Raw genomic sequence first — 24,814 nt, 5'->3', positions numbered from 1 at the left:
GGAAAAAGCGGCCTTCACGCCAATCACTGTTGCTTCATGGTCAATAATGGGCGGTCTCCCGCCGTGTCACCGCCATGAAAACCACCCTTGATGAAATGCAGGCCTTCATCGCCGTGATCGACAGCGGGTCGATCACCGCTGCCGCCGAACAGCTGGGCCAGACCACCTCCGGTGTGAGCCGGGCGCTTGGCCGGCTGGAGGAGAAACTCGGTACCACGTTGTTGACCCGCACTACCCGTCGTCTGCAGCTGACCGAGGAGGGCGACGCTTTCCTGGCCCAGGCACGCGCGATCGTGGCCTCGGTGGAGGCGGCCGAAGAGCAGATCGCCGCACGCCGTGAGCGACCGGCCGGGCGCCTGCGCGTGGATGCGGCGATGCCGTTCGTCCTGCACGTGATCGCCCCACTGGTGGCCAGCTACCGCGCGCGCTATCCCGAGGTGGCGCTGGAGCTCAACAGCAGCGAGCGCTACATCGATCTGCTGGAGCGGCGCACCGATGTGGCGATCCGGATCGGGCCGCTGGCCGATTCCACCCTGCACGCGCGGCCGCTGGCCCACAGCCGGCTGCGCGTGATGGCCAGCCCGGCATATCTGGCGCAGCACGGTACCCCGCGCGACGTGGCGGCGCTGGCGGGGCACACCCTGCTCGGCTTCAACGAGCCTGACTCGCTCAATCACTGGCCGCTGCCCGGGGCGACCGACGCGCTGCTGCACGTGCGCCCGGCGGTGGCGGTCTCCAGCGGCGAAACGCTGCGCCGGCTGGCGCTGGAAGGGGTCGGGATCGTCAGCCTGTCTGATTTCATGACCCACCGCGACCGCGAGGCCGGCGCCCTGGTGCAGGTGCTGCCGGATATCACCGTGGAGGTCCGCCAGCCGATCCACGCCGTGTACTACCGCAACACGGCGGTCTCGGCGCGGATCAGCTCCTTCCTCGATCACCTGGCGCAGGCCATGGTCGGCACGCCCTACGTCCGGTAGTGCCGGCCGCTGGCCGGCTCCCCCGCGATGCCCACTGCGTGCGGTTGCCGGCCAGCGGCCGGCACGACGGCTGCATTACGCCGCCCGCGCCAATCCGCCCATCGCACCGCGCCCGGCATCCAGCACGAACACATCCACCGCCGCGTTCAGGGCCAGCGCCTGGTCTTCCATGCTGCGCGCCGCCGCCGAAGCTTCTTCCACCAGCGCTGCGTTCTGCTGCGTGGTCTCGTCCATCTGCACCACGGTCTGGTTGACCTGCTCGATCCCGGCGGACTGTTCCTGCGAGGCGGCTGCGATGTCGGCCATGATGTCGGTGACGCGCTGCACACTGCCGACGATCTCGCCCATGGTCTGCCCGGCCTGCTGCACCAGTGCGGCGCCGCTGTCGACATCGGTGACGGATTGATCGATCAGCCCCTTGATCTCCTTGGCCGCGCTGGCCGAGCGCTGCGCCAGCGTGCGCACTTCGCTGGCGACCACCGCAAAGCCGCGGCCCTGCTCGCCGGCGCGCGCCGCTTCCACCGCAGCGTTGAGCGCAAGGATGTTCGTCTGGAACGCGATGCCGTCGATGACGGTGATGATCTCGGCGATCTGCCGCGACGAGGCCTGGATCGCCCCCATCGTGGTGACCACCTGGCCGACCACCTCACCGCCTTGCGAAGCGACCGAGGCGGCGTTGATCGAAAGCTGGTTGGCCTGGCGCGCATGCTCGGCGTTCTGGCGCACGGTGGAGGTGAGTTCCTCCATCGAGGCGGCGGTTTCTTCCAGGTTGGCGGCCTGCTGTTCGGTGCGGCGCGACAGGTCGCTGTTGCCCGCGGCGATCTCGCCGGCGGCGGTCTGGATCGACTGCGCGGCGTGCTTGATGTCGCCAACGATGGTGGTCAGCTGACCGGTGGTACGCGCCATGTCATCTCGCATGCGCGCGAACACCCCGTGGAAGTCGCCGTGCATGCGCGCGCTCAGATCACCTCCGGCGATCGCCTGCAGCACGCGCGACACTTCGCCCAGATCCTGCTCGGTGGTCTGCATCAGGCGGTTGAGCCCGCCGACCATCTCGCCGAAGTCGTGCTGGTAGCGTGCCTCATCGCCGCGCTGGCTGAAATCGCCCACGGCCGCTGCCGCCGCCAATCGTTTGATCTCGGCATTGATGGCACCGAGGTTGGCCTTGGCGGTATCCAGCGCCTGGGTGATCACCGCCTTCTCGCCGGGCAGGCGTTCCATGTCCACCGATAGATCACCGACCGCGTAGTGGCCCATGATCTCGATCGCCCGCAGCTTCACCTGGATGTGGTTGGCGACCAGGGTGTTGGTGTCGCTGACCATCTGCCCATAGCCGCCCGGGAATGCCGTGGCGTCCATGCGGTAGCTGATCTCACCGGCGTCGTGGCGCTGCGCCATCGTCGCCTGCGCGGCCAGCACGCCCTTCAGGGTCTGGGTAACCTCGCGCATCGCGGTGCCAAGGCGACCGATCTCATCGCCGCTGCGCACCACCACCACATGCTCCAGATCGCCGCGTGCCACCGCGCGGGCTGCGGCTTCGACCGCGACCACCGGGGCGATCACCGCGCGCCGCAGCCACAGGGTGAGCACGGCCAGCAGCACCAGCGCCGCCAGCGCCGTGACCATGGCCGAGGCGACCAGCGCGGCGCGGGCGCGCTCGGCCGTTGCACCGGTCTCGTACTCGGCTCGTTCGCTGGCGCGCGCGGCCAAGGCATCCAGCGTGGCGCCCACGGCGCGGTCGGCGCCGCGCACCAGCGCGTCGCCGGCCTGGGTGTCATAGCCACTGGCCGCGAACGCCTCCAGCGCGCCGCGGTAGCGGGCCTCCAATGCGCGGTGCTCGGCCAGGAACCGGTTGGCCAGCGTGCGTGTCTGTTCATCGCGGCTGGTCGCCAGCGTGCCGGCGAGGGCTTCAATGCGGCGTCCTTCCGCATCGAACGCCGCCAGGTGGCGCTCGCGCAGCGCTTCATCGGCGCCGCGGATCAACACGTTCTTCCACTCCTGCACCTGCAGCCGGAACTCGCGCTGCAGCAGCTCGGCCTGCGCTTTGCGGGCGACCTCGACCGGCACCTCGGCCGACAGGTTCCGCCAGGCCGATCCCAGCCCGGCCAGGGCCGCCAGCACGATGATGACCAAGCCGAGCGACAGCGCGCCCAGCAGTTTGAATTGAAGACTCAGGGCGCGTGGACGCGCCGGTGCGGAGGACGTCATGGGAAATGAAAAGTGGGGAAGGGCAATGCGGTATCGGTCTGCCTAAAGCAAGCTGAAGTGCGACGCCAATCACGGTTACCGTTCCATTAAACGTTGTGACGATGGCGTGTAGATTAATTTTGGTCGCATATGGAACGAAACAGGACTGGACACGCAAATAATATGTAACTAATGTAGTTACATGAAATCCAGCAACCAGTTCTCAGACGCCTTGCACGTGATGGCCTATCTGGTCGGCCAGGACGGTCCGCGCACCTCCGAGCAGCTCGCCACCTGCCTGCCGACCCATCCCGTGGTGATCCGCCGTCTGCTGTCGGCCCTGAACAAAGGCGGCCTGGTGACTACCGTGCGTGGCCACGGGGGCGGCGCCCAACTCGCCCGGGAGCCGGCGCAGATCACCCTGCACGACGTGTATGTCGCCATCGGTGCGCCCGCCCTGCTGCACACCGGCGCGCGCGAGACCGGGCGCGGCTGCCCGGTGCAGCGCGTGGTCAACGAGGCGCTGGACGACAGTTACCGCCAGGCCCAGGCGCTGCTCGAGGCCCGCCTGCGTGACACCACCCTGGCCACGCTGGGCGAGGAATTCGCCCGCCACCTGGCCCACCATGCTGCAGGAGTTCCCCATGAGGTTTGATGCGATTGTCGTCGGCGGCAGCTTCGCCGGCCTGTCCGCTGCCCTGATCCTGGCGCGTGCGCGCCGCGAGATCCTGGTGATCGACAGCGGCCTGCCCCGCAACCGCTTCGCCGCCCATTCCCAGGGCGTGCTGGGCCAGGATGGCATCGCCGGTGCCGAGCTGCTGCGCAACGCCAAGGCGCAGCTGTTGGACTACCCGACGGTGCGCTGGGTCAACGATACGGTCAGCACGGCCGAGCCGACCGTGGATGGTTTCGTGGTCGGCACCGCGAACGGTGACACCTGGGCCACGCGCAAGCTGCTGCTGGCCACCGGCATCGCCGATGAACTGCCCGAACTGCCCGGCCTGGCCGAGCGCTGGGGCCACAGCGTGGTGCACTGCCCGTACTGCCATGGCTATGAAATCGGCGGCGGCGCGATCGGCCTGCTGGGCGGGCATGAGAAATCCGCGACGATGGCCGCGTTGCTCGCGGACTGGGGCAACGTCACCCTGTTCGCGCACGGCATGACACTGGCACCGGAAGAACGCGCTGCCCTGCAGCACCGCGGGGTCAGCATCGAGCACGAGGCCGTGATCGGTCTCGAAGGCGAGGCACCGGCGCTGAGCGCTGCCGTGCTCGCCGATGGCCGCCGGGTTGAACTGCGCGCGCTGTTCGTCACCGCGCGCCAGCACATGGCGACACCCCTGGTGGAACAGCTGGGCTGCGTGCTGGAGAACAGCCCGATCGGCGTGCTGGTCCAGGTCGACCCGGGCAAGCAGACCAGCGTGCCCGGCATCTACGCCGCAGGCGATGCAACGCTGGTCGGCAACATCAGCCTGGCCAGTGCCGAAGGCGTGCGCGCCGGCGTCAGCCTGCACCACGCGCTGGTCGCCGAAGACAGCCGGGCCAGCCGATAAGGCGAGGGCGCTCGGCCGGGCCGGAAACCGAGCGCCCACCCCACACGGAAACAGCCGCCCTGCGGCGGCTGTCCGTCATACATGGCGGTGGGCTCAGGCCTGTTCGCCGCTCGCCGCATCCAGCTGCTGCACATCCTGCGCCGACAGCGCGACCTTCGCGGCGGCCAGCACATCGTGCAACTGCTCGACACTGGTGGCGCTGACGATCGGCGCGGTGATGCCTGGACGGGCGATCAACCACGCGATCGCGATCTGCGACGGGCTCACGCCATGCGTGCTGGCGATGTCGTCCAGTGCGCCCAGGATGCGCAGGCCACGCGGATTGACGTACTTGTCCACCACGCTCTGGCCGCGCGCGCTGCTCTTGCCCGCATCGGCGGCACTGCGGTACTTGCCGCTGAGGAAGCCGCTGGCCAGCGAGTAGTAGCTGATCACGCCGAGCTGCGCTTCGCGCACTACCGCTTCCAGCCCGGCTTCGTAACCGGCGCGGTCGTACAGGTTGTACTCCGGCTGCAGCGTTTCATAGCGCGGCAGTTTGTAGTCGGCCGAGACCCTCAAGGCATCGCGCAGGCGCTCGGCGCTGTAGTTGGAGGCACCGATCGCGCGCACCTTGCCCTGTTCGATCAGGCGACCGAAGGCGGCCAGCGTGGATTCCAGCGGGGTGGATTCATCATCTTCGTGCGCCTGGTACAGATCGATCACGTCGGTCTGCAGGCGGCGCAGCGAATCCTCCACGGCGGCGGTGATGTTGTCGGCCGACAGGCCCGGGTGTTCGGACCACTTGGCCACCTTGGTCGCCAGCACCACCTTGTCACGCTTGCCGCTGTGCTTGAACCAGCGGCCCAGAATGGTTTCCGACTCGCCCCCCTGGTTACCGGGCACCCATGCCGAATAGACATCGGCAGTATCGACCAGGTTGAAGCCGGCCTCGACGAAGGCATCGAGCAGGGCGAAGGAGGTCTTCTCGTCCGCACTCCAGCCGAAGACATTGCCGCCGAAGGCGATGGGGGCGACATGGAGGCCGGAACGACCGAGTTCGCGCGTAGCAGTCATGGGTGATGTTCTCCCTGGGAATCGTTTCCACAGGATACGGCCGGGGGGGTGACAGCGTTGCGGCAGCAGGCACAAAACAGTGTTCTGGATTGCTGCGTCGCACTAACGCTTTGTGAACACCTGTGCACGCTTGGCTGCTAGTCTCGCCGCATCCCGTTACTGGAAGCCCCGCCGATGAAAGCCCGTTCGTTGACCTGTGCCTGCCTGTTCACTGTCTCCACCCTGATGCTTGCCGCGCCCGCGATGGCGATCAAGCCCGCCGGCCCGAACGCGCAGGTCGCGATCACCCCGGCCGTGCAGAAGGCCGTGCAGGACAATCGCCGCGATCCGGCCAACGTCAAACGCGATGCCTACCGCCATCCGGCGCAGACGCTGTCGTTCTTCGGTGTCGCGCCGGGCCAGACCGTCATCGAAGTCACTCCGGGCAGCGGCTGGTATTCGGAAATCCTGGCGCCGCTGCTGCACGACAAGGGCCAGTACGTGGCCGCCGTGGTCGACCCGATGGCCGTGGCGGAGGGACGTGGCCGCGACTACCAGCAGCGCAGCCGCGATGGGCTGGACAAGAAATTTGCCGGCAACGCTGCCGTGTTCGGCAAAAGCCGTGTGGTGGCTTACGACCCGAAGGCTCCGGTGTTCGGCCCGGCCAACTCGGCGGACGTGGTGCTGACCTTCCGCAACGTGCACAACTGGCGCAGCAGCGGCCAGGCTGAAGGCATGTTCAAGGGCTTCTTCTCGGTGCTCAAGCCGGGCGGCGTGCTCGGCGTGGTGGAGCACCGCGCCAAGGCCGATGTGCCAGCCGACGACAAGACCGGTTATGTCGGCCAGCAGCAGGTGATCGCGATGGCCAAGGCCGCCGGTTTCGAACTGGCCGGCAGCAGCGAGATCAACACCAACCCGCGCGACACCAAGGATTATCCGAACGGCGTGTGGACGCTGCCGCCGACCAACCAGCATGACGCGGCAGATGAAGCCAAGTACCAGGCGATCGGCGAAAGCGACCGCATGACGCTGCGCTTCGTGAAGCCCGGCAAGTAACACACCGCGCGCGGGCTATGGCCCGCGCGTTCCAGGGAAGGTAGAGGAAAGCACTTTTGAAGAAGCTGCTGTTGATCGCGTTGGCGGTGTTCACGCTGATCAAGATCGTTGATTTCGTGTTCTACGGCCGCAACGGCTACGACCTGATGGGGGCCGCCGGTTTCGGGCTCCTGCTCGCCGGTGCAGCCCTGGACGGGCGTCGCGCGTTCAATGCGCCCGCCACCGGGTCCCGGGCACGGCAAGCCCGCATCGCCACTGTCTGCGGCGTGGTGCTGGTGCTGGTCTACTTCCTGCTCAAAATGAAGATCATCGGATAACGTTCGCCGCGGATCGCGGCGTCGGCGTGGGGATGGGACAATGGACCACCCCACCGCCGCTGTCGCCCCGATGCTGATCGCCTTCAACAAACCGTTCAATGTGCTGTGCCAGTTCACCGACCGCAGCCAGCCGCCGCGCGCGACGCTGGCCGGTTTCGGTCTGCCACCGGCGGTGTATGCCGCCGGGCGGTTGGATTACGACAGCGAAGGCCTGCTGCTGCTCACCGACGATGGCGGCCTGGCCCACCAGTTGACCGATCCGCGGCACAAGGCCGACAAGACCTACTGGGTGCAGGTGGAAGGCACGGTGACCGACGAGCAGGTCCAGGCGTTGCGCCGAGGCGTGCTGCTCAACGATGGCCCCACATTGCCGGCCGGTGTCGAGCGCTTGGAGCCCGCACCTGTACTGTGGCCACGCATGCCGTCGGTCCGCTTCCGCAAGACGGTGCCCGACGCGTGGCTGGCGATCACGCTGCGCGAGGGCCGTAACCGGCAGGTTCGGCGGATGACCGCAGCGGTCGGCCTGCCGACGCTGCGCTTGGTCCGGGTTTCCATGGGCGCGCATGCGATCGGCGATCTGCAACCTGGGCAATGGCGGGAGATCGGACAATAAAAAACCGCCGGCTGAGGCCGGCGGTTTCCGTGCGGATCCGGTGAAGCGTCAGCCGATCAGGCGTCGCTGCCGATATCGCTGGTTTCATCCACCACGGTGTCGTTGCGGCGGTTGCGGGCGCTGATGCGCTGCGCCTGGCCGTTCACCACGCCGCCGTTGGCGAGCTTCTTCTTCTGCTGCTTGCGGTACAGCGCGTAGCCCAGCAGGCCGACGCCGACAGCGGCGGCGGCGATGGTCACGGCCGGATTGCGGCGCACCACCTTGGCGGCGACCTTGCTGCCGGTCTTGACTGCGCCCAGCGCCGCGCCGGTCTTGATCCAGTCGGTGGCCTGCGGGCCGAAGTGGCGCAGGTTGCTGCCGGCATGCTTGAGGCCGTCACCAGCGGTGCTGGCGATGTCCAGGGCGCGCTCGAGGGCGCGGTCGGTAATCACGGTCAATCTGCTCATGGGGGGTCCTTTGCCTCGGTTCTGATCCAGTGTCGCGCGATGGCCGTGTACGCGGTGTTATCCGCCGGAGACGGCCAGGTCATGACTGTAGCGTCTCGGTGCAGCCCGGTCAGCGGGGCGTGTGGTGCCGGTCAGGTAGCAGCCATGAATGGGGGCAACGCGATGGCGGCGGAGGCGCGCTCACGTCCCGCGTGGCTTGGCTCGGTGTGTGGCCGTGGCCGTCCACGGATCATCCGGCCACGGATGCTTGGGATAGCGGCCCTTCATTTCCTTCTTCACTTCGGCATAGGTGTTCGCCCAGAAATTGCGCAGGTCCTGGGTGACCTGCAGCGGCCGGCCGCCTGGGGAAAGCAGATGCAGCGTCAGCGGGATGCGGCCATCTGCGATGCGCGGGGTGTCGCTCAGGCCGAACAGTTCCTGCAGCTTGACCGCCAGCACCGGTGCCTGCGGCGTGACGCCATCGGCATCGAGCGCATAATGGATCGGGCGCTCCATCCCGGAAGGCACGGTGATGCGCACCGGGGCATGGCGATCGATCAGCTGGCGTTGCGCCCACGGCAGCGGTGATTTCAGCGCTTCACCCAAGGTGGATTCGTCGAGCGCGTCCAGGCGGGTCCTGCCGTTGAATGCGGGGGTCAGCCAGGTCGGCAGCGTCGCCAACAGCGCTGCGTCGGAGACATCCGGCAGTTCCAGCTCCGGCATCCATGCCCGCACCGCCAGTACACGTGCCTGCCACTGGCGCAGCCCCTCGGTCCACGGCAACGCATCCAGCCCAAGTTCGGCAACCGCTTCAGTCAGTGCCTGCGCGGCGTGTGCAGGATCCACGCGGCCGGCCGAGCGGCTGTCCAGCACGATGCGGTCGAAGCGGGTTTCCCGTCGCGCGACCAAGGCACGCTTTTCACCATCCCAGCGCACCACGTCTTCCTGTTTGAAGCGATCGGGAAAATCACGGCGCAGGCGGTTCTCGTCCACCGGCGCGGCGCGCAGCAGCAACGCGTCGCCTGCCTCGTAACGCAGCTCCACCGCGACCAGCCACGGTTCGCCACGCAGATCGCTGGGATCGAACAGGCGCGCGCTGCGGCCATTGGCCAGCAGATAGCGTAGCGGATCGGTCGGATGGCGGGCAGCGATCCGGTCCGGAAATGCATGGGCGAGCAGGTCACCGAGTTGATGCGCTTCGACTGAGGAAGGAGGCGCGGCATCACAGCGCAGGCGTCGCCGCCATTGTTTGCTGGCGGCATCGATGGTCGCCAGCCCGCCGCGGTTGGCATCGGGTGGCACGCGCCCCTGGCGGAACGCCGCCAGCGCACGCCACCGCGCGGCGAGTGCATCACCCCCTTGCCGCAGCGGATCGCGCGCTTCCACCAGCGCGGCCAGATCGCAGGCCAGGGCCTGTTCCACACCGGCACCTGCCGCCATCAGCATCGCCGCCAGCCGTGGATGCGTACCGAGGGTCAGCATGCGCCGGCCCAGCGGGGTCAGCGTGCCACTGTCGCTGAGCGCGCCCAGGCGCTGCAGCAGTTCACGGGCGGCGGCCAGGGCACCGGCCGGCGGTGTATCCACGAAGCGCAGGTCGTCGCTGCCCCAGGCGGCCAGTTCCAGTGCCAGCGAGGCCAGTTCCACCTGCGCGATCTCGGGCCGGCGCTGTGCCTCCAACCGCTGCGACTGCGGCCACAACCGCCACGCCCAGCCCTCGGCCACACGGCCTGCGCGGCCGGCACGCTGGTCCGCCGAGGCCTGCGCGATGTTCACCACATCCAGGCGCGCAAAGCCGCTGTTGGGGTCGTAGCGCGGCTCGCGTGCGAGACCGGCATCAATCACCACGCGCACGCCGGGCAGGGTCACCGAGGATTCGGCCACGTTGGTCGCCAGTACGACCCGGCGGCGACCGCCCGGGTCAGGCTGCAGGACCTGCGATTGCTGGTCCACCGGCAGCTCGCCGTGCAGCGGCAGCACCTGCACGGCCGGATCCAGCACGGCCGGATCCAGCACGGATTGCAGCGCTGTCTGCACGCGTGCGATTTCGCGCTGCCCGGGCAGGAACACCAGCACATCACCCGGATGCTCGGCCAGGGCCTGCTCCACCGCGCGCCGTGCCTGCGGCTCCAGCGCCTCGTCGCGACGTGCGGGAAAATGCGCGACCGTCACCGGGAAGCTGCGGCCTTCGCTGCTCAGGCGCGGCGCATCGAGGAACTGCGCCAGCCGCTCGCCATCCAGCGTGGCCGACATCACCACGATGCGCAGGTCCTCGCGCAGCTGCGACTGCACATCCAGTGCCAGTGCCAGGCCGAGATCGGCGGCCAGATGCCGCTCGTGGAATTCATCGAACAGCAGCGCCCCCACGCCCTCCAGCAGCGGGTCGTCCTGCAGCATCCGGGTCAGGATGCCTTCGGTCACCACCTCGATCCGGGTCCGCGCGGAGATCCTGTTTTCGAAACGGATGCGATAGCCGACGGTGTCCCCGACGTCTTCGCCGCGTTGCCGCGCCATGAACTGCGCGGCGCTGCGCGCGGCCACGCGACGCGGCTCCAGCATGATGATCTTCCGGCCTTCCAGCCACGGTGCATCCAGCAGCGCCAGCGGCACCTGGGTGGTCTTGCCGGCGCCGGGCGGTGCTTCCAGCACCAGCCGGGTGCCGTGCTCCAGCGTGGTCAGGATCTGCGGTAGCAGTGTGGAAATCGGGAACATCGGGGTGGTCATGCGGCAAGGATACGGGGCCCAGGCGGGGGCGGCGAGACGCGCGCGCCGGGGCATCGCGGGGAGCACGGTAGAATGCCCGGGTTCACCCGTCCTGTAGCCCCACATGCAACTGATCGATATCGGCGCCAACCTCACCCATGACTCTTTCGATCGCGACCGCGACGCCGTGCTGGCGCGTGCGCGCGAGGCCGGGGTGGTGCAGATGGTGATCACCGGGGCCAGCCGCGAGCATTCGCCGATGGCGCTGGCGCTGGCCCGCCAGCACCCGGGGTTCCTGTATGCGACCGCTGGCGTGCATCCGCACCATGCGGTGGAATACACCGACGAGTGCGACGCGGAAATGCGCGCGCTGCACGCGCATGCCGAGGTGGTGGCGGTAGGTGAGTGCGGGCTGGATTACTTCCGCGATTTCTCGCCGCGCCCGGCGCAGCACCGCGCCTTCGAGCGCCAGCTGCAGCTCGCCGCCGAAAACGGCAAGCCGCTGTTCCTGCACCAGCGCGACGCGCATGCCGATTTCATGGCGCAGATGAAGAATTTCGAGGGCAAGCTCGGCCCGGCAGTGGTGCACTGCTTCACCGGCGAGCGCCAGGAACTGTTCGATTACCTGGACCAGGACTGGTACATCGGCATCACCGGCTGGTTGTGCGATGAACGCCGTGGCGCCCACCTGCGCGAGCTGGTCAAGCACATCCCGGCCGACCGCCTGATGATCGAGACCGACGCGCCCTACCTGCTGCCGCGCACGCTCAAGCCCCTGCCGAAAGACCGTCGCAACGAGCCGATGTACCTGTCGCACATCATCGAGGAGCTGGCGCGCGACCGCGGGGAGGACGTGGAGATCACGGCCGCCCACGCGACGGCGGCTACGCGCACGTTCTTCCGGCTCCCTGACGCGGCTTGAGAAGGTAGGTACCGACCGTTGGTCGGTACGCGTGTCGGACCCCGCATGGGTACGCCGCACCCACGACCGACGGTCGTGGGCTAGCGCAGGGCAGGGCGTCCGTCGCCGTGCGCCCACGCATCGTCCAGTCCTTCGCGGTACGTGGTGAAGCGTGGCTGCCACTGCAATGCCGCGCGCGTGGCGCGGCCGTCGATGCGCTTGTTGCTGGCGTAGAAGCGGCGCAGTGAGGCGGCCACCTCGGGTGCGTCCCACGCCTGCACGACGGGCAGCGGCATTCCACTCAGCGCCGCGGCGTAGGCCACCACGTCCTGTGGCGGCGCCGGTTCGTCATCGCTCAGCAGATGCAGCGCATCGCGTGCAGGCCGCTGCATCGCAGCCTGCACGCCGCTGGCCAGGTCCGCCACGTGCAGCCGGTTGAATACCAGCCCCGGCCGCACCACCTGCCTCGCCTTGCCCTGCGCCAACTGCACCAGCGCATTGCGCCCGCGCCCATACAGGCCCGGCAGCCGGAACACTGCCGAGGCAATGCCACGCGCCTGCGCGAATGCCTGCCACTGCTGTTCCGCGCGCAGGCGCTTCAGGGCGGTCTCATCGGTCGCATCGGCGGCAGACGTTTCGTTGACCCAACCGCCATCGCGGTCGGCGTAGACCGCGGTGGAGGAGAGATAGCCGACCCAGCGCAGCGCAGGGCTGTCGCCCAGCGCATCGATGAGCAGGCGCAAGGCCGGGTCGCCGTCTGCATCCGGTGGCACGGAGCAGACGATGGCCTCGGCCGTGCGGATCGCCTCGCGCAGGCCCGCGCTGATCGGTTCGCCTGCAACCAGACGGTGGCGGAGCAGCCCATCCGCCGGCGCACTGGCGGGATCGCGTACGGTGCCGCTGCAGGCCACCCCGTTCGAGTGCAGCAGCGCGGCCAGATGCCGCCCGCCATAGCCCAGGCCCAGCACCAGCACGTGGGACGGCAGCGCGGCAGGCATGGCGCTCAGGCGCTGCGCTGCTGCTGGTAGGCCTGCAGGTGCGCATAGGCCACGGCCAGCAGCGGTGCGGCCTGGCCGGCCGCCCGTGCCCGTACCAGCATGTCGCCGACGATATGCTCGGCCTCGACCTGTTGGCCGGCCTCCAGATCGCGCAGCATCGACGCCTTCAACGCCGAGCCGGACTGGGTGGTCGCGGCCAGTGCGATCTCCCGCGCCTTGGCCGGGATCGGCTCGCCGGCCGCCTCGGCCACCGCCAGGCATTCCTCGTACAGGCCCCGCACGATCGCCGCACCGTCATCGGTGGCCACGATCGTGCCGACATCGGCGCGCATCAGGCAGGTCGCCGCCGCCAGCGTGGTCAGGAAGGTGTACTTGATCCACTGCTCCTGCCCGATCGCATCGGTGGCGACGTGGTCCACGCCCGCCTGCACGCAGGCCGCCGCCAGCGCCAGCACGCGCGCGCTGCTGCCGGTGCCGTCGCGCTCGCCGAAGGTCAGCTTGGCCGCCGGCGCCAGATGCACCACCGCGCCGTCGCTGGCCTTGGTCGCGCTGATGAAGCACAGTCCGCCCAGCACGGCGTCGCGGCCGAAGCGTGCGTCGAGATCGGCGTAATGCCGCAGCCCGTTGAGGATCGGCAGCACCGTGGTACGCGGGCCCATCGCCGGGGCGATCGCCTCGATCGAGCTGGCCAGGTCGTAGGCCTTGCAGCTCAGGATCACCAGGTCGAAGGGCTCAGCGCTCGCCAGCGCAGGCAGCGCCTCGGCGGTGACGTGCTTGACCGGGAAGGTCGCATCGCCCAGCGGGCTGCGGATCACCAGCCCTTCGCCCGCCAGCTGGGCCGCACGCGCCGGGCGGACGAGGAAGGTGACGTCCACGCCGGCCTGGGCCAGGCGACCACCGAAGTACCCGCCGGTCCCGCCGGCGCCGAGGATCAGGATGCGCATGACAATCTCACTGCTGATGGATGGCTCAATAACCAATTGTGCCGAATTCACTGCACCGATCGAATGCTAAACCCTGAAATCTTCCGTGTACCCAAGCAACAGTGTGGTGCGAAGCCGTAGAACGTCGCTTAGCGCGGACCATGCCTCTGTTGACCCCTGTGAACCATAGACCGCCTGCAGGTCGCTGATCAGCTCAAGGATATCGTCGCTCGCCAGCAGGTCGTCCCGCTGGAACCCCAACCAGGACGCGCCAATCCCAATCAGCCGATAGCTGTATCTGTCGCGGAGATGCCTGGTCAGCGCATGGTTCTGGAAGATGTTCCAATCTGCCTCAAAGTAGCCGTTGGGTAGTGCGGCAATCAGCAGATCCTCTCTCATGACAGGCACGCGCTGAATGCACACCACTTCGTCAAGAATCGAATCGGGATCGTCATTGACTTCGCTCAGCGCCCAAATGTCCTGATCCGAGCAGCGTAGGGATACGGTCAGTGCCGACCACTCGACGCGATGCTCAGAGGACTCAAGCCGTTCAATCACATGCGTCAGCACAGTGCATCGTGCAGCCAAGGCCTCTGCGGGTGATGACATATCCTCGCCAACATCGGCATCCAGGGCGATGCGCTCGTCGTCCGACGAGGCGTGCATGCTTGTGTAGCAACATTGGTTCAGGTCGTCGAGCGTGCAAAGAAATCGATCCGATGGAAAGGCCGCACGCTGCTCATCCAGGCAGCCGAGAATTTCCTGCATGCGTGGAAATGGGCTTAAAACCATATGGCTGAATGCGTCAATTGGTCCGTCGGACACAGCTTGATCCAGAGGAATCTGAACAATCTTCATAGTCGGTGTGGCCGAAAAACACATTGATTCTGCGAAGGTCTCTCGCAAGGTTCAGGCGGTCGGCCCAATTCTTGGGTGGGAGGGTGTTGTTACGATGCACCAGGTACCGTCCGGCGTCGAATGTAATCGCCCTCACAAAGCAAAAGGCCCCGGCGAATCCGCCGAGGCCCAGTGCCGACCGGGAATCCCCGATCCATCACAGATACTACGCGCGCAGCATCAGCTGCGCATCCCCACGCCCCGCTTCAGCAGCCACAGCGCCAGCGCCGTCAGCGCCACCACGAAGCCGATCATCAGCGCGTAGGCCACCCACAGCGGCACATCGCTGGTGCCCAGCAGGCCGTAGCGGAACGCGTTGACCATGTAGAAGATCGGATTGGCATGCGTGGCCGCTTCGGCCCAGGTCGGCAGCAGCTTCACCGAATAGAACACGCCGCCCAGGTAGGTCAGCGGGGTCAGGATGAAGGTCGGCACGATCGCCACGTCATCGAACTTCTTGGCGTACACCGCGTTGATGAAGCCGGCCAGCGAGAAGATCGTCGCGCCCAGCAGCACCGTGGTCAGCGTCACCAGCGGGTGCGGGATGCGCACCGGGGTGAAGAACATGGCGATGATCAACACGATCACGCCGACCATCAGGCCGCGCAGCACCGCGCCGGACACATAGCCCCACAGGATCACCCAGTTGGGCATCGGGCTGACCAGCAGCTCTTCCACGTGGCGGCCGAACTTGGCGCCGAAGAACGACGAGCTGATGTTGCCGTAGCTGTTCTGGATCACGCTCATCATCACCAGGCCCGGCACGATGAACTGCATGTAGCTGTAGCCGCCCATCTCGCCCACGCGCGAGCCGATCAGGCCGCCGAAGATCAGGAAGTACAGGGTCATGGTGATCGCCGGCGGCACCAGGGTCTGGCCCCAGATGCGCAGGATGCGCGCCACTTCGCGGCGCACGATGGTCATCAGTGCGATGCGGTTGCGCTGGCCGTCGGTCAGGACCGGCGTCGGGGTGCTGCTCATGCCACATTCTCCTGGTTGCCGGTGAGGCGCACGAACAGCTCCTCCAGGCGGTTGCTCTTGGTGCGCATCGAACGCACGCGGATGCCAGCGGCGTTCAAGGCGTCGAACACACGGTTGAGGTCCATCGCGCGCGGCATGTCCACGTCCAGCGTGTGGCTGTCGGTGGCGATCAGGATCGCGCCTTCGATCTCCGGCAGCTGGGCCGGCAGGCTGCCGTCGATGTCGAACAGGAAGCCCTCCACGTCCAGCTTGGCCAGCAGTTCGCGCATCGGGCCCTGGGTGACGATCTGGCCGTGGTTGATGATGGCCAGGTTCCGGCACAGGTGCTCGGCTTCTTCCAGGTAATGCGTGGTGAGGATGATCGTGGTGCCGGCGGCGTTGATCTCCTTGAGCACGCGCCACATGTCGCGGCGGATTTCGATGTCCACCCCGGCGGTCGGTTCATCCAGGATCAGCAGGCGCGGGCGGGTCATCATCGCGCGGGCGATCATCAGGCGGCGCTTCATGCCGCCGGACAGGGTGCGGCTCATCACCTGCGCCTTGTCCCACAGGTGGGCGCGCTTGAGTTCTTCTTCGGCCATCTTCTCGGCCTCGGCACACGCCACGCCATAGAAGCCGGCGTAGTTGACCAGGATGTCGAAGGGCTTTTCGAACAGGTTGAAGTTGATTTCCTGGGGGACCAGGCCGATCAGGCGCATGGTGGCGCTGCGGTGGCGCACCAGGTCGCTGCCGAAGACCTCGACCTGGCCTTCGCTGAGGTTCACCAGCGAGCTGATGATGCCGATCAGGGTCGACTTGCCGGCGCCGTTGGGGCCCAGCAGGGCGAAGAAGTCGCCCGGGGCCACGTCCAGCGAGACGCCCTTCAGCGCCTGGGTGCCGTTGTCATAGGTTTTGCGGAGGTCACGCACCCGCAGGGCGGGCACGGCGGTGGGCGCGGGAGTGTTCTGGGAAGCCAAGCTCTTGCCTTCGCGCCTATGGGCTGGCGCTGGATAGGGGCGGGGAGCGGCTATTATAGAAGACCCCGAGGGCTTGCCCCGGCTACACACTGTCCCGAAAAGTCGTGCCTGCTCAATTCCCCCTCAAATTGGTCGACCGGCGCATGCTGGCGCCCACCATCGGCCATTACCAGTTCCTGCGTGATGACGGCCAGCCGCTGGATTTCCAGCCCGGCCAGTTCATCCAGGTCCATTTCGAGTACGCCGACGGCACCGCTACCAAGCGCAGCTATTCACTGGCGACCATTCATGATCACGCCCTCGGCGCAGGCGATGCGGTCGATATCGCGGTCAGTTTCGTCCCCGGCGGTGCAGCCACGGCCCTGTTCGAGGGCCTGGACATCGGCGGCCACGTTAGTGCCAGCGGCCCGTTCGGACGGTTCTGCCTGCAGCCGGGCGACCACAATGCGCGTTACCTGCTGATCGCCACCGGCACCGGGGTCACCCCATACAGGTCGATGCTGCCGCTGCTGGCGACCGCGATGGCCGAGCGCGGGGTGGAGGTGGTCCTGCTGCAGGGCGCCCGCACGCCGGCGGAACTGCTCTACAGCGAGGACTTCTATGCTTTCGCGGCCGCCCATCCGGGTTTCCGCTACGTGCCGTGCCTGTCCCGCGAGCTGCCGGAGAACCCGCATCCGGATGTGCGTCACGGCTACGTGCAGCAGCACCTGGCCGAGTTCGCCCCGAGCGCGGCCACCGACATCGCCTACCTGTGTGGCAACCCGGACATGGTCGATGCCACCTTCGAGGCGCTGAAAGACGCCGGGCTCCCCACGCCGCAGGTGCGGCGCGAGAAGTACGTCAGCAGCAAATGACCGCGCTGGCCGCCGCATCGCATGGCGCGGGGGCCCAACGCAGCCCAGGGTGAGGGCAGTGCCCTCACCCCGTTGCCGTCCTGGCTCAGTAGGAAATCCAGGCATCGCGCCAGGCCGAGCCGGTGCCCGGGCGGTAGGCGTCCGCATTGATGTTGCACCAGGCGCCTTCCGGGAACGGACGGCAGGCATAGAGCTTGCCGTCCGTGCCCTTCACCACGGTCTGGCCCGGGATGTAGCTGCCGATGCCGGCCGGGTAGACGTGGTCGTAATCACCGACCGGCGGCGGATCGACGTCCGGCAGCCGCACATCGAGCTGGTGGCTCAGCCCGCGCTGCAGGTACACGCGGTTGGCGGTGGCCGAGGCGACCGGGGTGATCACCCCGTTGCGCATCACACCGATCCGGGCCTGGCTGGCGCTGGCGTTGACCCGGCGGGCCAGCTGCAGCGGCCACTGCGCCGCGGCGGTCTGGCCGGCGGCCAGGGTGGTCTTGACCCGCTCGGCATCGCTGCCGTTGGCCTTGAACACACGCAGTTCCAGCTCACTGCCGACCGGCAGGTCACCACGGGCGGTCAGCGCGCCGGCATCCAGCCAGACCGGCGGGATGCCGCCGCCGCCCTCGAACTTCACGTCCATGCAGGTGTAGAAGGCTTCCTGCGAATCCGACCGCTGCCAGGTGTTGTAGATGATGTGCGGGCCGGTGCGCTTGGGCAGCGGGCAGTCCAGCTTGTAGGTGCCATCGGCCGACAGCGGCGTGTTGCCCAGGGTGCAGAACGCTTCCAGGTCGCCCCAGCGCAGTGCGGTACCCGGCTGCCAGCCCTCGCGGGTGACGTAGAACTTCCATTCGCGGGTGGCGTGCGGGGCCGGCGCCTTGAACTCGAAGGTGTAGCGGCCGTTGGCATCGCCGTGGATCGGGGTGGCCTGCCAGTCGTCGCGGGCAAGGTCCAGGCCGCGGAAGGTCGGGTTGTTGCCGCTGCACAGCTTGCCATCGGGCACCACGGCCTGGTGGTTGCCGTTGGCGGCGGCCTGGTTGATGCCCATCCAGTCGTAGAACGCCTGCGGGCCGGCAACCGCCTTGGCGGCGGCGCAGGCCGGGTTGGTCGGGTTCTCGGGATTGCCCTGGAAGCAGGTATAGACGCGGCTCTGCGGGGTGACCATGGTGCCGTGTGCCAAGGCGGCGCCGGAGACGGTCAGGCCGCCCAGGGCGAGCGACAGCGCCAGCAGCATGTGGGGATGACGAGGGTGGTGGGACATGTGGATTCCATGAAAAAGGGCAGGCGTACTCCGGCCCGCGGCAGTGCGGACGCGTGACCACGGTTTCCAGGCAGGGGGCGGAAGCAGCCGGGTCAGTCTCCGGACGCGAGGGGCAGACCGGAATGCAACGAATCTGAAAATTAGCGGGCGTCTGCGCGCTGCGTCCGGCAGACCGTCGCACGTGTGCACCCGCCAGTGTCGGGCCGGGCAGCGCCACGGCGCGACGGGCGGTAAGATGCGCCGCGCCACTCCAGTCGATAGACCGATGCCCCTGGATTTCCCCACCATCGCCGTGCTCGGCTTCCTGCTGTGCCTGGGCATCGCCATGGGCTTTTCACTGCTGTTGCTGGTGCTGCGGCGGCAGCCAGCGCTGCGCCTGTGGACGGCCAGCCTATGGCTGTTGTCGGTCAGCCTCACCCTGATCGCGCTGCGGCCCCACCTGCCGCCGATCTCCAGCATCCTGGCCAGCAATGCCGCGGTGGCGTTGTCCGGCGTGTTGATGCTGTATGGCGTCGCCCGCCATCTGGGCCATCGCCTGCCGGCCTGGAAGCCGGTGGCGCTGTCGATCATCTATCTGGGCGCGATCGCATTTTTTCTACTGGTCCACCCCAGCCTGGTCATCCGGCTGGATGTCTTCAGCGTGTTCGCGGTGCTGCTCAACGGTTGGATGACGTGGATGCTCCTGCGCCATGCGCCGCCTGCCCAGCGCACCAGTTGCCGGTTGGCGGCGGCCGTGTTCGGCGCGCAGACGCTGCTGTATCTGGTCCGGCTGTTTCTGCCGGTGGCGCCGGATGCGGGCGAGGACATCATGCGTGCCGGTTCGCCGGTATTCGCCACGTATCTGGCCGGCCTGATCCTGGAGCTTGCCCGGTGTTTCGCCTTGGTGCTGCTGCTGGTGGAACGGATGCTGGTCGATCTGCAGCGGCTGGCGCGCACCGACGTATTGACCGGCCTGCTTAACCGCGGTGCCGTGCTCGCCGATGGGGCGAACCTCTTGCAGGCGGTGCGCCGCACGCCGCGGCCGCTGGCCCTTCTGCTGTTGGACGTGGACCACTTCAAGCAGATCAATGATCGCTGGGGACACCTTGCGGGCGATGCGGTGCTGCGGCACGTTGCTGATGTGCTGGCCGGCTGCGTGGTCGACCGTGAGCATCTGCTCGGCCGCTACGGCGGCGAGGAGTTCGTTCTGTTGTTGCCGGACACGGACGCCGCGCAGGCGCTGCAGTGCGCAGACCGCATCCGGGGTGCGCTGCGCGGATCACCGGCCCGCGTGGACGGCATCCAGGTAGCGGTGACCGCCAGCATCGGCTTGGTCATTGATGCCGGCCGCGAGGATATGGCGCGTCTGCTGGGTGATGCCGATACCGCGCTGTACCGCGCCAAGGCCGAGGGCCGCGATCGCACCATCAGCGCAGCGGCGGTGCCGATCACCTGAGCCCGCGCCACTGATATCGCGGCGCGGGCGTGGGTGACAGGTAGGTCCCCGGTGGAGCGCAGAGGACTCAGCAGTTGGTGCCGAGCCGACCCGAGCAGTTCTTCAGACGGCCCAGTTCCCACTTGTCGCTTACGGTGACGCCGCTGGTGATCCATTGGCCGTTGAAGGGGCAGTTGGCGGTGACGCTGCAACCGTCCGCTCCCACCGGAATGATCGACTGGGCCGCACAGCGCTGGCTGGAGGTGGCCGGTGAGATGTTCCAGTAGGCCCGGCATTCCTGGGCGGTGGCGCGCGCGGATTCCTGTGGCGCGGCCGAGGTGATCGGGCTGGCAAAGAGCGTGGCCAGCACCAAGGGCAGAGCAAGCATCATCTTTTTCATCATCGATGTCCTGTTTGGAGACGGTCTGCAGCGCGCTCCTGCCGGCGTGCGCAGTGCACGCAGCTGACCGCGCCTGCAGGGCGGACTATCCGAAGCGGCTTGCCTGCACAACAAGCCAACGCCAGCCCAGAATGACGCGGATGCGGCGAACTGTGATCCGTGGAATCGCGGCGCCTTCGGCACGGTCACAGTTTCATGTGACAGATCGACTGCCCGTTGCCGGTTGTGCGATGGCCGCCAGCACCGAAGCGGTGGCAAACACGACACTTTGCGCAGCCCAAGTGCCGGAGCCGGATCCTGAGAGGGGCACTGCGAACCCGTCGCTGGTCACATCCGCACCGGGCAGTCGTCATGGCATGCTGAGACCCTTCACTCCAGGACGAGATCGACCATGCGACTTCCCTGCCGTCCCCTGGCCACCGCAGCGGTTCTGCTGCTGTCGGCCTGCCAGGCTGCCCCGGAGGCGACGCCCAAAGCGGCAGAGCGCCTGTACGGGACGCTGGCCTTCCAGCCCTGCACCCTCACCAGCGCACAGGCCAGCGCGAATGTCGAAGCCCAGTGCGCCACGCTGCAGGTGCCGGAGAACCCGGCGGCACCGGACGGTCGCAAGATCGGTTTGAACATCGCCTGGCTGGGCGCCGGCAATGATGGCGCGGGCAAAGGCGACCCCGTCTTCTTCCTCGCCGGTGGCCCGGGCCAGGCCGCAACCGAGGTTGCCGGACCGGTCAACATGGCACTTCGCGACGTGCGCAAGCAGCGCGATATCTTCCTGATCGACCAGCGCGGTACCGGCAAGTCCAATCCGCTTACCTGCCTGGATGCACAGGGCAAGGAACTGCCGCTGGACGAGAACGCGGCACCCAGCACCACACTGATCGAAGACTATGCCCGCCAGTGCGCGCAGTCGCTGACCGGCCGTGCCGACACCCCCTTCTACACCACCACCGAAGCCATCGCTGATCTGGATACGGTGCGCAAGGCACTGGGCGTGGACAAGGTCAACCTGGTTGGTGGTTCCTACGGCACCCGCGTGGCGCAGCAGTATGCCGCGCGCTATCCACAGCACACCCGCACGGTCGTGATCGATGGCGTGGTGCCCAACGATCTGGTGGTCGGCGGTGATTTCGCCAACACGTTTGAAGATGCAATCACCCTGCAGTCGGCGCAGTGCCGCCAGGATCCGGTCTGCGCCAAACGCTTCCCGGTGGATACCCGCACCCAGCTGCGCAACGTCATGGCGACCCTGGCCAAGGCGCCGGTGGAGGTCGACTACCGCAACCCGGGCACCGGTCAGGCAGAGCATGGCGTGCTGACCGCCGATTCGGTTACCGCCCTGGCTTTCATGTTCTCGTACATGCCCGAGCTGTCCTCGCTGCTGCCGGTGATGCTGGATGAAGCTGCACAAGGACGCTACGCGCCGCTGATGTCGCTGAGCAAGATGGCCAGCCGCACCCTCGGCGTACAGATGAACCGTGGCATGCAATGGTCGGTGCAGTGCGCCGAGGATGCCGACCGCTATCAGGAAAGTGCGCAGGGTGACCGCGTGCTGGGCCCGGAAGTGGCGCGCATGTTCTTCGCGGCGTGCCCGGCGTGGAACGCCGGTTCGCGGCCGAAGGATTTCACCACGCCGTTCGCTTCGTCGCTGCCGGTGCTGCTGCTGTCGGGCCAGTTCGATCCGGTCACGCCGCCGCGCTATGCCGAGCAGGTCGTCAAGCAGCTGCCGAACGGGCGACACCTCCTGGCCAAGGGTCAGGGCCACGGCACGATCAACGCCGGCTGCATGCCGCGCATCCTCGGTCAGTTCATCGACACCGCCGATGCCAAGTCGCTCGATGCCACCTGCCTGGACACCCTCAGCCCGGTGCCGGCGTTCACCTCGTTCAACGGATGGGCCCCATGAACCGTTCCTCCCACCGCACCGGGGAGGTGCGCGCATGATCGTCGCCGAGAACCTGCATAAAGCGTTCAAGACCAAGACCGGCCTGATCCACGCCGTCCAGAACGTCGGCTTCCAGGCCGAAGACGGCCGCATCACCGGCCTGCTCGGGCCGAACGGTGCCGGCAAGACCACCACCATGCGCATGCTGTACACGCTGATGAAGCCCGACCAGGGCCGCGTGCTGGTGGATGGCATCGACGCGGCGGTAGACCCGATCGCCGTGCGCCGCCAGTTGGCGGTGCTCCCCGATGCCCGTGGTGTCTACAAGCGCCTGACCGCGCGCGAGAACATCGCCTACTTCGGCCAGCTGCACGGCCTGAGTGCCGCGCGGATCCGCGAGCGCACCAAGGTGTTGTCCACGGCGCTGGAGATGGAGGACATCCTCGACCGCCAGACCGAAGGCTTCTCGCAGGGCCAGCGCACCAAGACCGCGATCGCCCGCGCCCTGGTGCACGACCCGCGCAACGTGATCCTGGATGAGCCCACCAACGGGCTGGACGTGATGACCACGCGCGCGCTGCGCGGCTTCCTGCGCGGGCTGCGCGACGAGGGGCGCTGCGTGATCTTCTCCAGCCACATCATGCAGGAGGTGGCCGCACTGTGCGACCACGTGGTGATCATCGCGCAGGGCACGGTGATGGCCGCCGGCAGCGCCCATGAGCTGCGCGCACAGACCGGGGAAAGCAACCTGGAAGATGCCTTCGTCAAGGCGATCGGTACCGAAGAAGGATTGCACGCATGAGTTCGTTCGCCACGCTGTTGACCGTGATGCGCAAGGAACTGCGCGATCTCTCCCGCGACCGCCGCACCCTCGCGCTGACCCTGCTGCTGGGACCGCTGCTGTATCCCGTGCTGATTCTCGGCATGAGCAAGCTGGCCGAAAGCCGGGTCAAGACGCAGATCGAGCAGCCGCTGGAAATACCGATGATCGGCGGCGAGCATGCCCCCAATCTGGTGCGTTTCCTGGCATCGCAGGGTCTCAATGCGACCGAGGCACCGAAGGACCTCACCGAAGCGATCCGAAGCCAGCGCATTGATGTGGCGCTGCGCATCAGCCCGGACTTCGGCAAGGACTGGGCCGACGGCCGCCCGGCGCTGGTGGAGATCATCAAGGACAGCACCCGCCGCGCTGCCGATATTCCCAGCAGCCGTCTGGAAGCGGCATTGGGTGGCTACAGCCAGCAGGTCGGTGCCCTGCGCCTGCTGGCGCGCGGGATCGATGCACAGGTGGCGCGCCCGCTGGACGTCGCCGCACAGGACCTCGCGACCGCCGAAGCCAAGCGCGGGATGATGCTCTCGGTGCTGTTGCCGATTCTGCTCACCATCACCTCGTTCCTGGGCGGTGCCTACCTGGTGATGGATACCACGGCCGGCGAACGTGAGCGGCAATCGCTGGAGCCGCTGCTCGCCACCCCCGCACCGCGCAGCGCGATCGTCAGCGGCAAGATCGCTGCGGCCTGCGCCGTGGGTGTCGCATCGCTGCTGCTGACCCTGGCGGCCTTCAAGATCAGCGCGCAGCTATCCTCCGGCGGGGTAGGCCGGCAGCTCAACATGGGCTTCCTGCCGATGCTGCAGATGCTGCTGATCATGCTGCCGATGCTGTTCATCGGTACCTCGCTGCTGACCTTCCTGTCGGCGGCGGCCAAGAGCATGAAAGAAGCCCAGAGCCACATGACCTGGCTGATGCTGCTGCCGATGCTGCCGGGTTACGCGCTGATGGTGTACCCGATCAAGAGTGAGCTGTGGCAGTTTGCGGTGCCGTTCCTGGCGCAGAACCAGATGCTGCTGAAGATCATCCGCCACGAAACGATCAGCCCGCAGATGTGGGCGGTGTATCTGGGCGCGGGCTTCGGTCTGGCGGCGCTGTTCTGGTATGCCGCGGTGCGCCGCTACCATCAGGAACGGTTGGCGATTTCGGGCTGACGGCAGGCGGGCAGGACGCCTAAAGGCGTTCTGCCTGATGAGGTTGAAGGCGACAGGATCGCGTTGACATGCGTTGCCAGAATTAATGAGACTGAGCTGGAGATCCAGTGAGTTCAAAAAATGCGAGACATAAAGGCCGGAAGAGATATCCGGGTTCAAGGTGATCTGAACGTAACTTCGAATCGCGTCACGCGAATATGCGACCTTGACGACGACGGTCTCATCGCCGAGAAGGTGCATCGCAAAGAACTTCTCGCGGAGGAGACAAGATCGAAGTGGAAGCGCATTTCATTCGCGTGGCTCGGTTTTGTAGTGATCATCATTGCCGTCGCAATGTACCTTCGCTTTACCGGAAAGCCCGAGCTGGGAAATCTTGTTCTCTCCGTTGGAGGGGTGGTAGCTACCCTTTCATCATTGAAGTACATGGTCACGCCCAACGAGTTTGAGGCTCGACAACAGGCGACACTCAAGGAGATCAAGACAATGCTCCGGGAGAGACGGGTCGAGTAGAGCTTC

The 24,814-nt window shown here is 67.1% G+C and carries 24 protein-coding genes; 13 read left to right on the top strand and 11 right to left on the bottom strand.

Annotated features, from left to right (window positions below):
• Positions 1-74: 74 nt before the first annotated feature.
• Positions 75-977 carry a LysR family transcriptional regulator gene (locus tag NJD74_RS13785; RefSeq protein ID WP_019185472.1) on the top strand — a complete coding sequence of 301 codons (903 nt, stop codon included), beginning with the start codon at positions 75-77 and terminating at the stop codon, positions 975-977.
• Positions 978-1,052: 75 nt separating this feature from the next.
• Here the strand turns inward: NJD74_RS13785 and NJD74_RS13780 are convergent, their stop codons facing one another.
• Positions 1,053-3,185 carry a methyl-accepting chemotaxis protein gene (locus tag NJD74_RS13780; RefSeq protein ID WP_319624366.1) on the bottom strand — a complete coding sequence of 711 codons (2,133 nt, stop codon included), beginning with the start codon at positions 3,183-3,185 and terminating at the stop codon, positions 1,053-1,055.
• Positions 3,186-3,366: 181 nt separating this feature from the next.
• Between NJD74_RS13780 and NJD74_RS13775 the strand changes: the two genes are divergently transcribed.
• Together NJD74_RS13775 and NJD74_RS13770 are read left to right on the top strand one after the other, a co-directional pair.
• The gene (locus tag NJD74_RS13775) at positions 3,367-3,819 is read left to right on the top strand and encodes an Rrf2 family transcriptional regulator (protein WP_319624365.1); all 453 of its coding nucleotides are present in this window, start codon (positions 3,367-3,369) and stop codon (positions 3,817-3,819) included.
• On the top strand, positions 3,809-4,717 hold the full coding sequence (locus NJD74_RS13770) for an NAD(P)/FAD-dependent oxidoreductase (RefSeq protein WP_313209457.1): 909 nt from the start codon (positions 3,809-3,811) through the stop codon (positions 4,715-4,717). Before NJD74_RS13775 ends, NJD74_RS13770 begins: the two co-directional genes overlap by 11 nt.
• A gap of 93 nt (positions 4,718-4,810) precedes the next feature.
• Here the strand turns inward: NJD74_RS13770 and NJD74_RS13765 are convergent, their stop codons facing one another.
• The gene (locus tag NJD74_RS13765; RefSeq protein ID WP_319624364.1) at positions 4,811-5,770 is read right to left on the bottom strand and encodes an aldo/keto reductase; all 960 of its coding nucleotides are present in this window, start codon (positions 5,768-5,770) and stop codon (positions 4,811-4,813) included.
• 225 nt (positions 5,771-5,995) lie between these two features.
• Here NJD74_RS13765 and NJD74_RS13760 point away from each other — a divergent pair, with 225 nt between their 5' ends.
• From NJD74_RS13760 to NJD74_RS13750, 3 genes are all read left to right on the top strand, one after another.
• Positions 5,996-6,805, top strand: a complete 810-nt coding sequence (locus tag NJD74_RS13760) for a methyltransferase (protein ID WP_313209539.1) — start codon at positions 5,996-5,998, stop codon at positions 6,803-6,805.
• Positions 6,806-6,861: 56 nt separating this feature from the next.
• Entirely contained in the window at positions 6,862-7,122 is a 261-nt protein-coding gene (locus tag NJD74_RS13755) for a hypothetical protein (protein WP_319624363.1), read from the top strand.
• 70 nt (positions 7,123-7,192) lie between these two features.
• The gene (locus NJD74_RS13750) at positions 7,193-7,735 is read left to right on the top strand and encodes a pseudouridine synthase (protein ID WP_319624379.1); all 543 of its coding nucleotides are present in this window, start codon (positions 7,193-7,195) and stop codon (positions 7,733-7,735) included.
• 56 nt (positions 7,736-7,791) lie between these two features.
• Here the strand turns inward: NJD74_RS13750 and NJD74_RS13745 are convergent, their stop codons facing one another.
• Positions 7,792-8,181: a hypothetical protein gene (locus NJD74_RS13745; protein ID WP_019185464.1), complete on the bottom strand. Its 390-nt coding sequence runs from the start codon at positions 8,179-8,181 to the stop codon at positions 7,792-7,794.
• Between the two features lie 180 nt (positions 8,182-8,361).
• Entirely contained in the window at positions 8,362-10,881 is a 2,520-nt protein-coding gene (gene hrpB / locus NJD74_RS13740; RefSeq protein ID WP_319624362.1) for an ATP-dependent helicase HrpB, read from the bottom strand.
• A gap of 103 nt (positions 10,882-10,984) precedes the next feature.
• Between hrpB and NJD74_RS13735 the strand changes: the two genes are divergently transcribed.
• A complete protein-coding gene (locus NJD74_RS13735) occupies positions 10,985-11,782 on the top strand; it encodes a TatD family hydrolase (RefSeq protein WP_070469963.1) in 798 nt (265 codons plus the stop codon).
• Positions 11,783-11,862: 80 nt separating this feature from the next.
• Here the strand turns inward: NJD74_RS13735 and NJD74_RS13730 are convergent, their stop codons facing one another.
• From NJD74_RS13730 to NJD74_RS13710, 5 genes are all read right to left on the bottom strand, one after another.
• On the bottom strand, positions 11,863-12,759 hold the full coding sequence (locus tag NJD74_RS13730; RefSeq protein ID WP_102788671.1) for an epimerase: 897 nt from the start codon (positions 12,757-12,759) through the stop codon (positions 11,863-11,865).
• A 5-nt stretch (positions 12,760-12,764) separates the two neighbouring features.
• Positions 12,765-13,703 carry a 2-dehydropantoate 2-reductase gene (panE, locus tag NJD74_RS13725; protein WP_019185460.1) on the bottom strand — a complete coding sequence of 313 codons (939 nt, stop codon included), beginning with the start codon at positions 13,701-13,703 and terminating at the stop codon, positions 12,765-12,767.
• Between the two features lie 66 nt (positions 13,704-13,769).
• Positions 13,770-14,540 carry a hypothetical protein gene (locus NJD74_RS13720; protein WP_319624361.1) on the bottom strand — a complete coding sequence of 257 codons (771 nt, stop codon included), beginning with the start codon at positions 14,538-14,540 and terminating at the stop codon, positions 13,770-13,772.
• 219 nt (positions 14,541-14,759) lie between these two features.
• Positions 14,760-15,560, bottom strand: coding sequence for an ABC transporter permease (locus tag NJD74_RS13715; protein WP_019185458.1), 801 nt, complete (start codon positions 15,558-15,560; stop codon positions 14,760-14,762).
• A complete protein-coding gene (locus NJD74_RS13710) occupies positions 15,557-16,516 on the bottom strand; it encodes an ABC transporter ATP-binding protein (RefSeq protein ID WP_319624360.1) in 960 nt (319 codons plus the stop codon). The genes NJD74_RS13715 and NJD74_RS13710 overlap by 4 nt, the downstream gene beginning before the upstream one ends.
• Positions 16,517-16,620: 104 nt before the next feature.
• Here NJD74_RS13710 and NJD74_RS13705 point away from each other — a divergent pair, with 104 nt between their 5' ends.
• Positions 16,621-17,370: a ferredoxin--NADP reductase gene (locus NJD74_RS13705; protein WP_319624359.1), complete on the top strand. Its 750-nt coding sequence runs from the start codon at positions 16,621-16,623 to the stop codon at positions 17,368-17,370.
• A gap of 85 nt (positions 17,371-17,455) precedes the next feature.
• Here the strand turns inward: NJD74_RS13705 and NJD74_RS13700 are convergent, their stop codons facing one another.
• Positions 17,456-18,622: a lytic polysaccharide monooxygenase gene (locus NJD74_RS13700; protein ID WP_319624358.1), complete on the bottom strand. Its 1,167-nt coding sequence runs from the start codon at positions 18,620-18,622 to the stop codon at positions 17,456-17,458.
• A 265-nt stretch (positions 18,623-18,887) separates the two neighbouring features.
• Between NJD74_RS13700 and NJD74_RS13695 the strand changes: the two genes are divergently transcribed.
• Positions 18,888-20,057 (top strand): GGDEF domain-containing protein, encoded by a 1,170-nt coding sequence (locus NJD74_RS13695; protein ID WP_319624357.1) that lies wholly within the window; start codon positions 18,888-18,890, stop codon positions 20,055-20,057.
• Positions 20,058-20,124: 67 nt separating this feature from the next.
• On the opposite strand, the gene NJD74_RS13690 is transcribed toward NJD74_RS13695, so the two are convergent.
• Positions 20,125-20,436, bottom strand: a complete 312-nt coding sequence (locus tag NJD74_RS13690; RefSeq protein ID WP_319624356.1) for a hypothetical protein — start codon at positions 20,434-20,436, stop codon at positions 20,125-20,127.
• 391 nt (positions 20,437-20,827) lie between these two features.
• Here NJD74_RS13690 and NJD74_RS13685 point away from each other — a divergent pair, with 391 nt between their 5' ends.
• From NJD74_RS13685 to NJD74_RS13670, 4 genes are all read left to right on the top strand, one after another.
• Positions 20,828-22,336 (top strand): alpha/beta hydrolase, encoded by a 1,509-nt coding sequence (locus NJD74_RS13685; protein ID WP_319624355.1) that lies wholly within the window; start codon positions 20,828-20,830, stop codon positions 22,334-22,336.
• Between the two features lie 34 nt (positions 22,337-22,370).
• A complete protein-coding gene (locus NJD74_RS13680; protein ID WP_319624354.1) occupies positions 22,371-23,117 on the top strand; it encodes an ATP-binding cassette domain-containing protein in 747 nt (248 codons plus the stop codon).
• Positions 23,114-24,298 carry an ABC transporter permease gene (locus NJD74_RS13675; RefSeq protein ID WP_319624353.1) on the top strand — a complete coding sequence of 395 codons (1,185 nt, stop codon included), beginning with the start codon at positions 23,114-23,116 and terminating at the stop codon, positions 24,296-24,298. The genes NJD74_RS13680 and NJD74_RS13675 overlap by 4 nt, the downstream gene beginning before the upstream one ends.
• A 120-nt stretch (positions 24,299-24,418) precedes the next feature.
• Complete coding sequence (locus NJD74_RS13670) at positions 24,419-24,808, top strand: hypothetical protein (RefSeq protein ID WP_319624352.1); 390 nt, start codon at positions 24,419-24,421, stop codon at positions 24,806-24,808.
• Positions 24,809-24,814: the final 6 nt, after the last annotated feature.

Source organism: Stenotrophomonas sp. RG-453, from assembly GCF_033843685.1.
Classification (GTDB): domain Bacteria; phylum Pseudomonadota; class Gammaproteobacteria; order Xanthomonadales; family Xanthomonadaceae; genus Stenotrophomonas; species Stenotrophomonas bentonitica_A.
The sequence above is the reverse complement of the archived record's forward strand: the minus strand, read 5'-3'. Positions and strand labels throughout refer to the sequence as shown.

What these genes read in the sequence shown, in the direction of transcription:
- NJD74_RS13785 (WP_019185472.1), top strand. Translation starts at nt 75, where the DNA reads ATGAAAACCACCCTTGATGAAATGCAGGCCTTCATCGCCGTGATCGAC.
- NJD74_RS13780 (WP_319624366.1), bottom strand. Translation starts at nt 3,185, where the DNA reads ATGACGTCCTCCGCACCGGCGCGTCCACGCGCCCTGAGTCTTCAATTC.
- NJD74_RS13775 (WP_319624365.1), top strand. Translation starts at nt 3,367, where the DNA reads ATGAAATCCAGCAACCAGTTCTCAGACGCCTTGCACGTGATGGCCTAT.
- NJD74_RS13770 (WP_313209457.1), top strand. Translation starts at nt 3,809, where the DNA reads ATGAGGTTTGATGCGATTGTCGTCGGCGGCAGCTTCGCCGGCCTGTCC.
- NJD74_RS13765 (WP_319624364.1), bottom strand. Translation starts at nt 5,770, where the DNA reads ATGACTGCTACGCGCGAACTCGGTCGTTCCGGCCTCCATGTCGCCCCC.
- NJD74_RS13760 (WP_313209539.1), top strand. Translation starts at nt 5,996, where the DNA reads ATGCTTGCCGCGCCCGCGATGGCGATCAAGCCCGCCGGCCCGAACGCG.
- NJD74_RS13750 (WP_319624379.1), top strand. Translation starts at nt 7,193, where the DNA reads ATGCTGATCGCCTTCAACAAACCGTTCAATGTGCTGTGCCAGTTCACC.
- NJD74_RS13745 (WP_019185464.1), bottom strand. Translation starts at nt 8,181, where the DNA reads ATGAGCAGATTGACCGTGATTACCGACCGCGCCCTCGAGCGCGCCCTG.
- hrpB (WP_319624362.1), bottom strand. Translation starts at nt 10,881, where the DNA reads ATGACCACCCCGATGTTCCCGATTTCCACACTGCTACCGCAGATCCTG.
- NJD74_RS13735 (WP_070469963.1), top strand. Translation starts at nt 10,985, where the DNA reads ATGCAACTGATCGATATCGGCGCCAACCTCACCCATGACTCTTTCGAT.
- NJD74_RS13730 (WP_102788671.1), bottom strand. Translation starts at nt 12,759, where the DNA reads ATGCCTGCCGCGCTGCCGTCCCACGTGCTGGTGCTGGGCCTGGGCTAT.
- panE (WP_019185460.1), bottom strand. Translation starts at nt 13,703, where the DNA reads ATGCGCATCCTGATCCTCGGCGCCGGCGGGACCGGCGGGTACTTCGGT.
- NJD74_RS13720 (WP_319624361.1), bottom strand. Translation starts at nt 14,540, where the DNA reads ATGAAGATTGTTCAGATTCCTCTGGATCAAGCTGTGTCCGACGGACCA.
- NJD74_RS13715 (WP_019185458.1), bottom strand. Translation starts at nt 15,560, where the DNA reads ATGAGCAGCACCCCGACGCCGGTCCTGACCGACGGCCAGCGCAACCGC.
- NJD74_RS13700 (WP_319624358.1), bottom strand. Translation starts at nt 18,622, where the DNA reads ATGTCCCACCACCCTCGTCATCCCCACATGCTGCTGGCGCTGTCGCTC.
- NJD74_RS13695 (WP_319624357.1), top strand. Translation starts at nt 18,888, where the DNA reads ATGCCCCTGGATTTCCCCACCATCGCCGTGCTCGGCTTCCTGCTGTGC.
- NJD74_RS13690 (WP_319624356.1), bottom strand. Translation starts at nt 20,436, where the DNA reads ATGAAAAAGATGATGCTTGCTCTGCCCTTGGTGCTGGCCACGCTCTTT.
- NJD74_RS13685 (WP_319624355.1), top strand. Translation starts at nt 20,828, where the DNA reads ATGCGACTTCCCTGCCGTCCCCTGGCCACCGCAGCGGTTCTGCTGCTG.
- NJD74_RS13680 (WP_319624354.1), top strand. Translation starts at nt 22,371, where the DNA reads ATGATCGTCGCCGAGAACCTGCATAAAGCGTTCAAGACCAAGACCGGC.
- NJD74_RS13675 (WP_319624353.1), top strand. Translation starts at nt 23,114, where the DNA reads ATGAGTTCGTTCGCCACGCTGTTGACCGTGATGCGCAAGGAACTGCGC.
- NJD74_RS13670 (WP_319624352.1), top strand. Translation starts at nt 24,419, where the DNA reads ATGCGAGACATAAAGGCCGGAAGAGATATCCGGGTTCAAGGTGATCTG.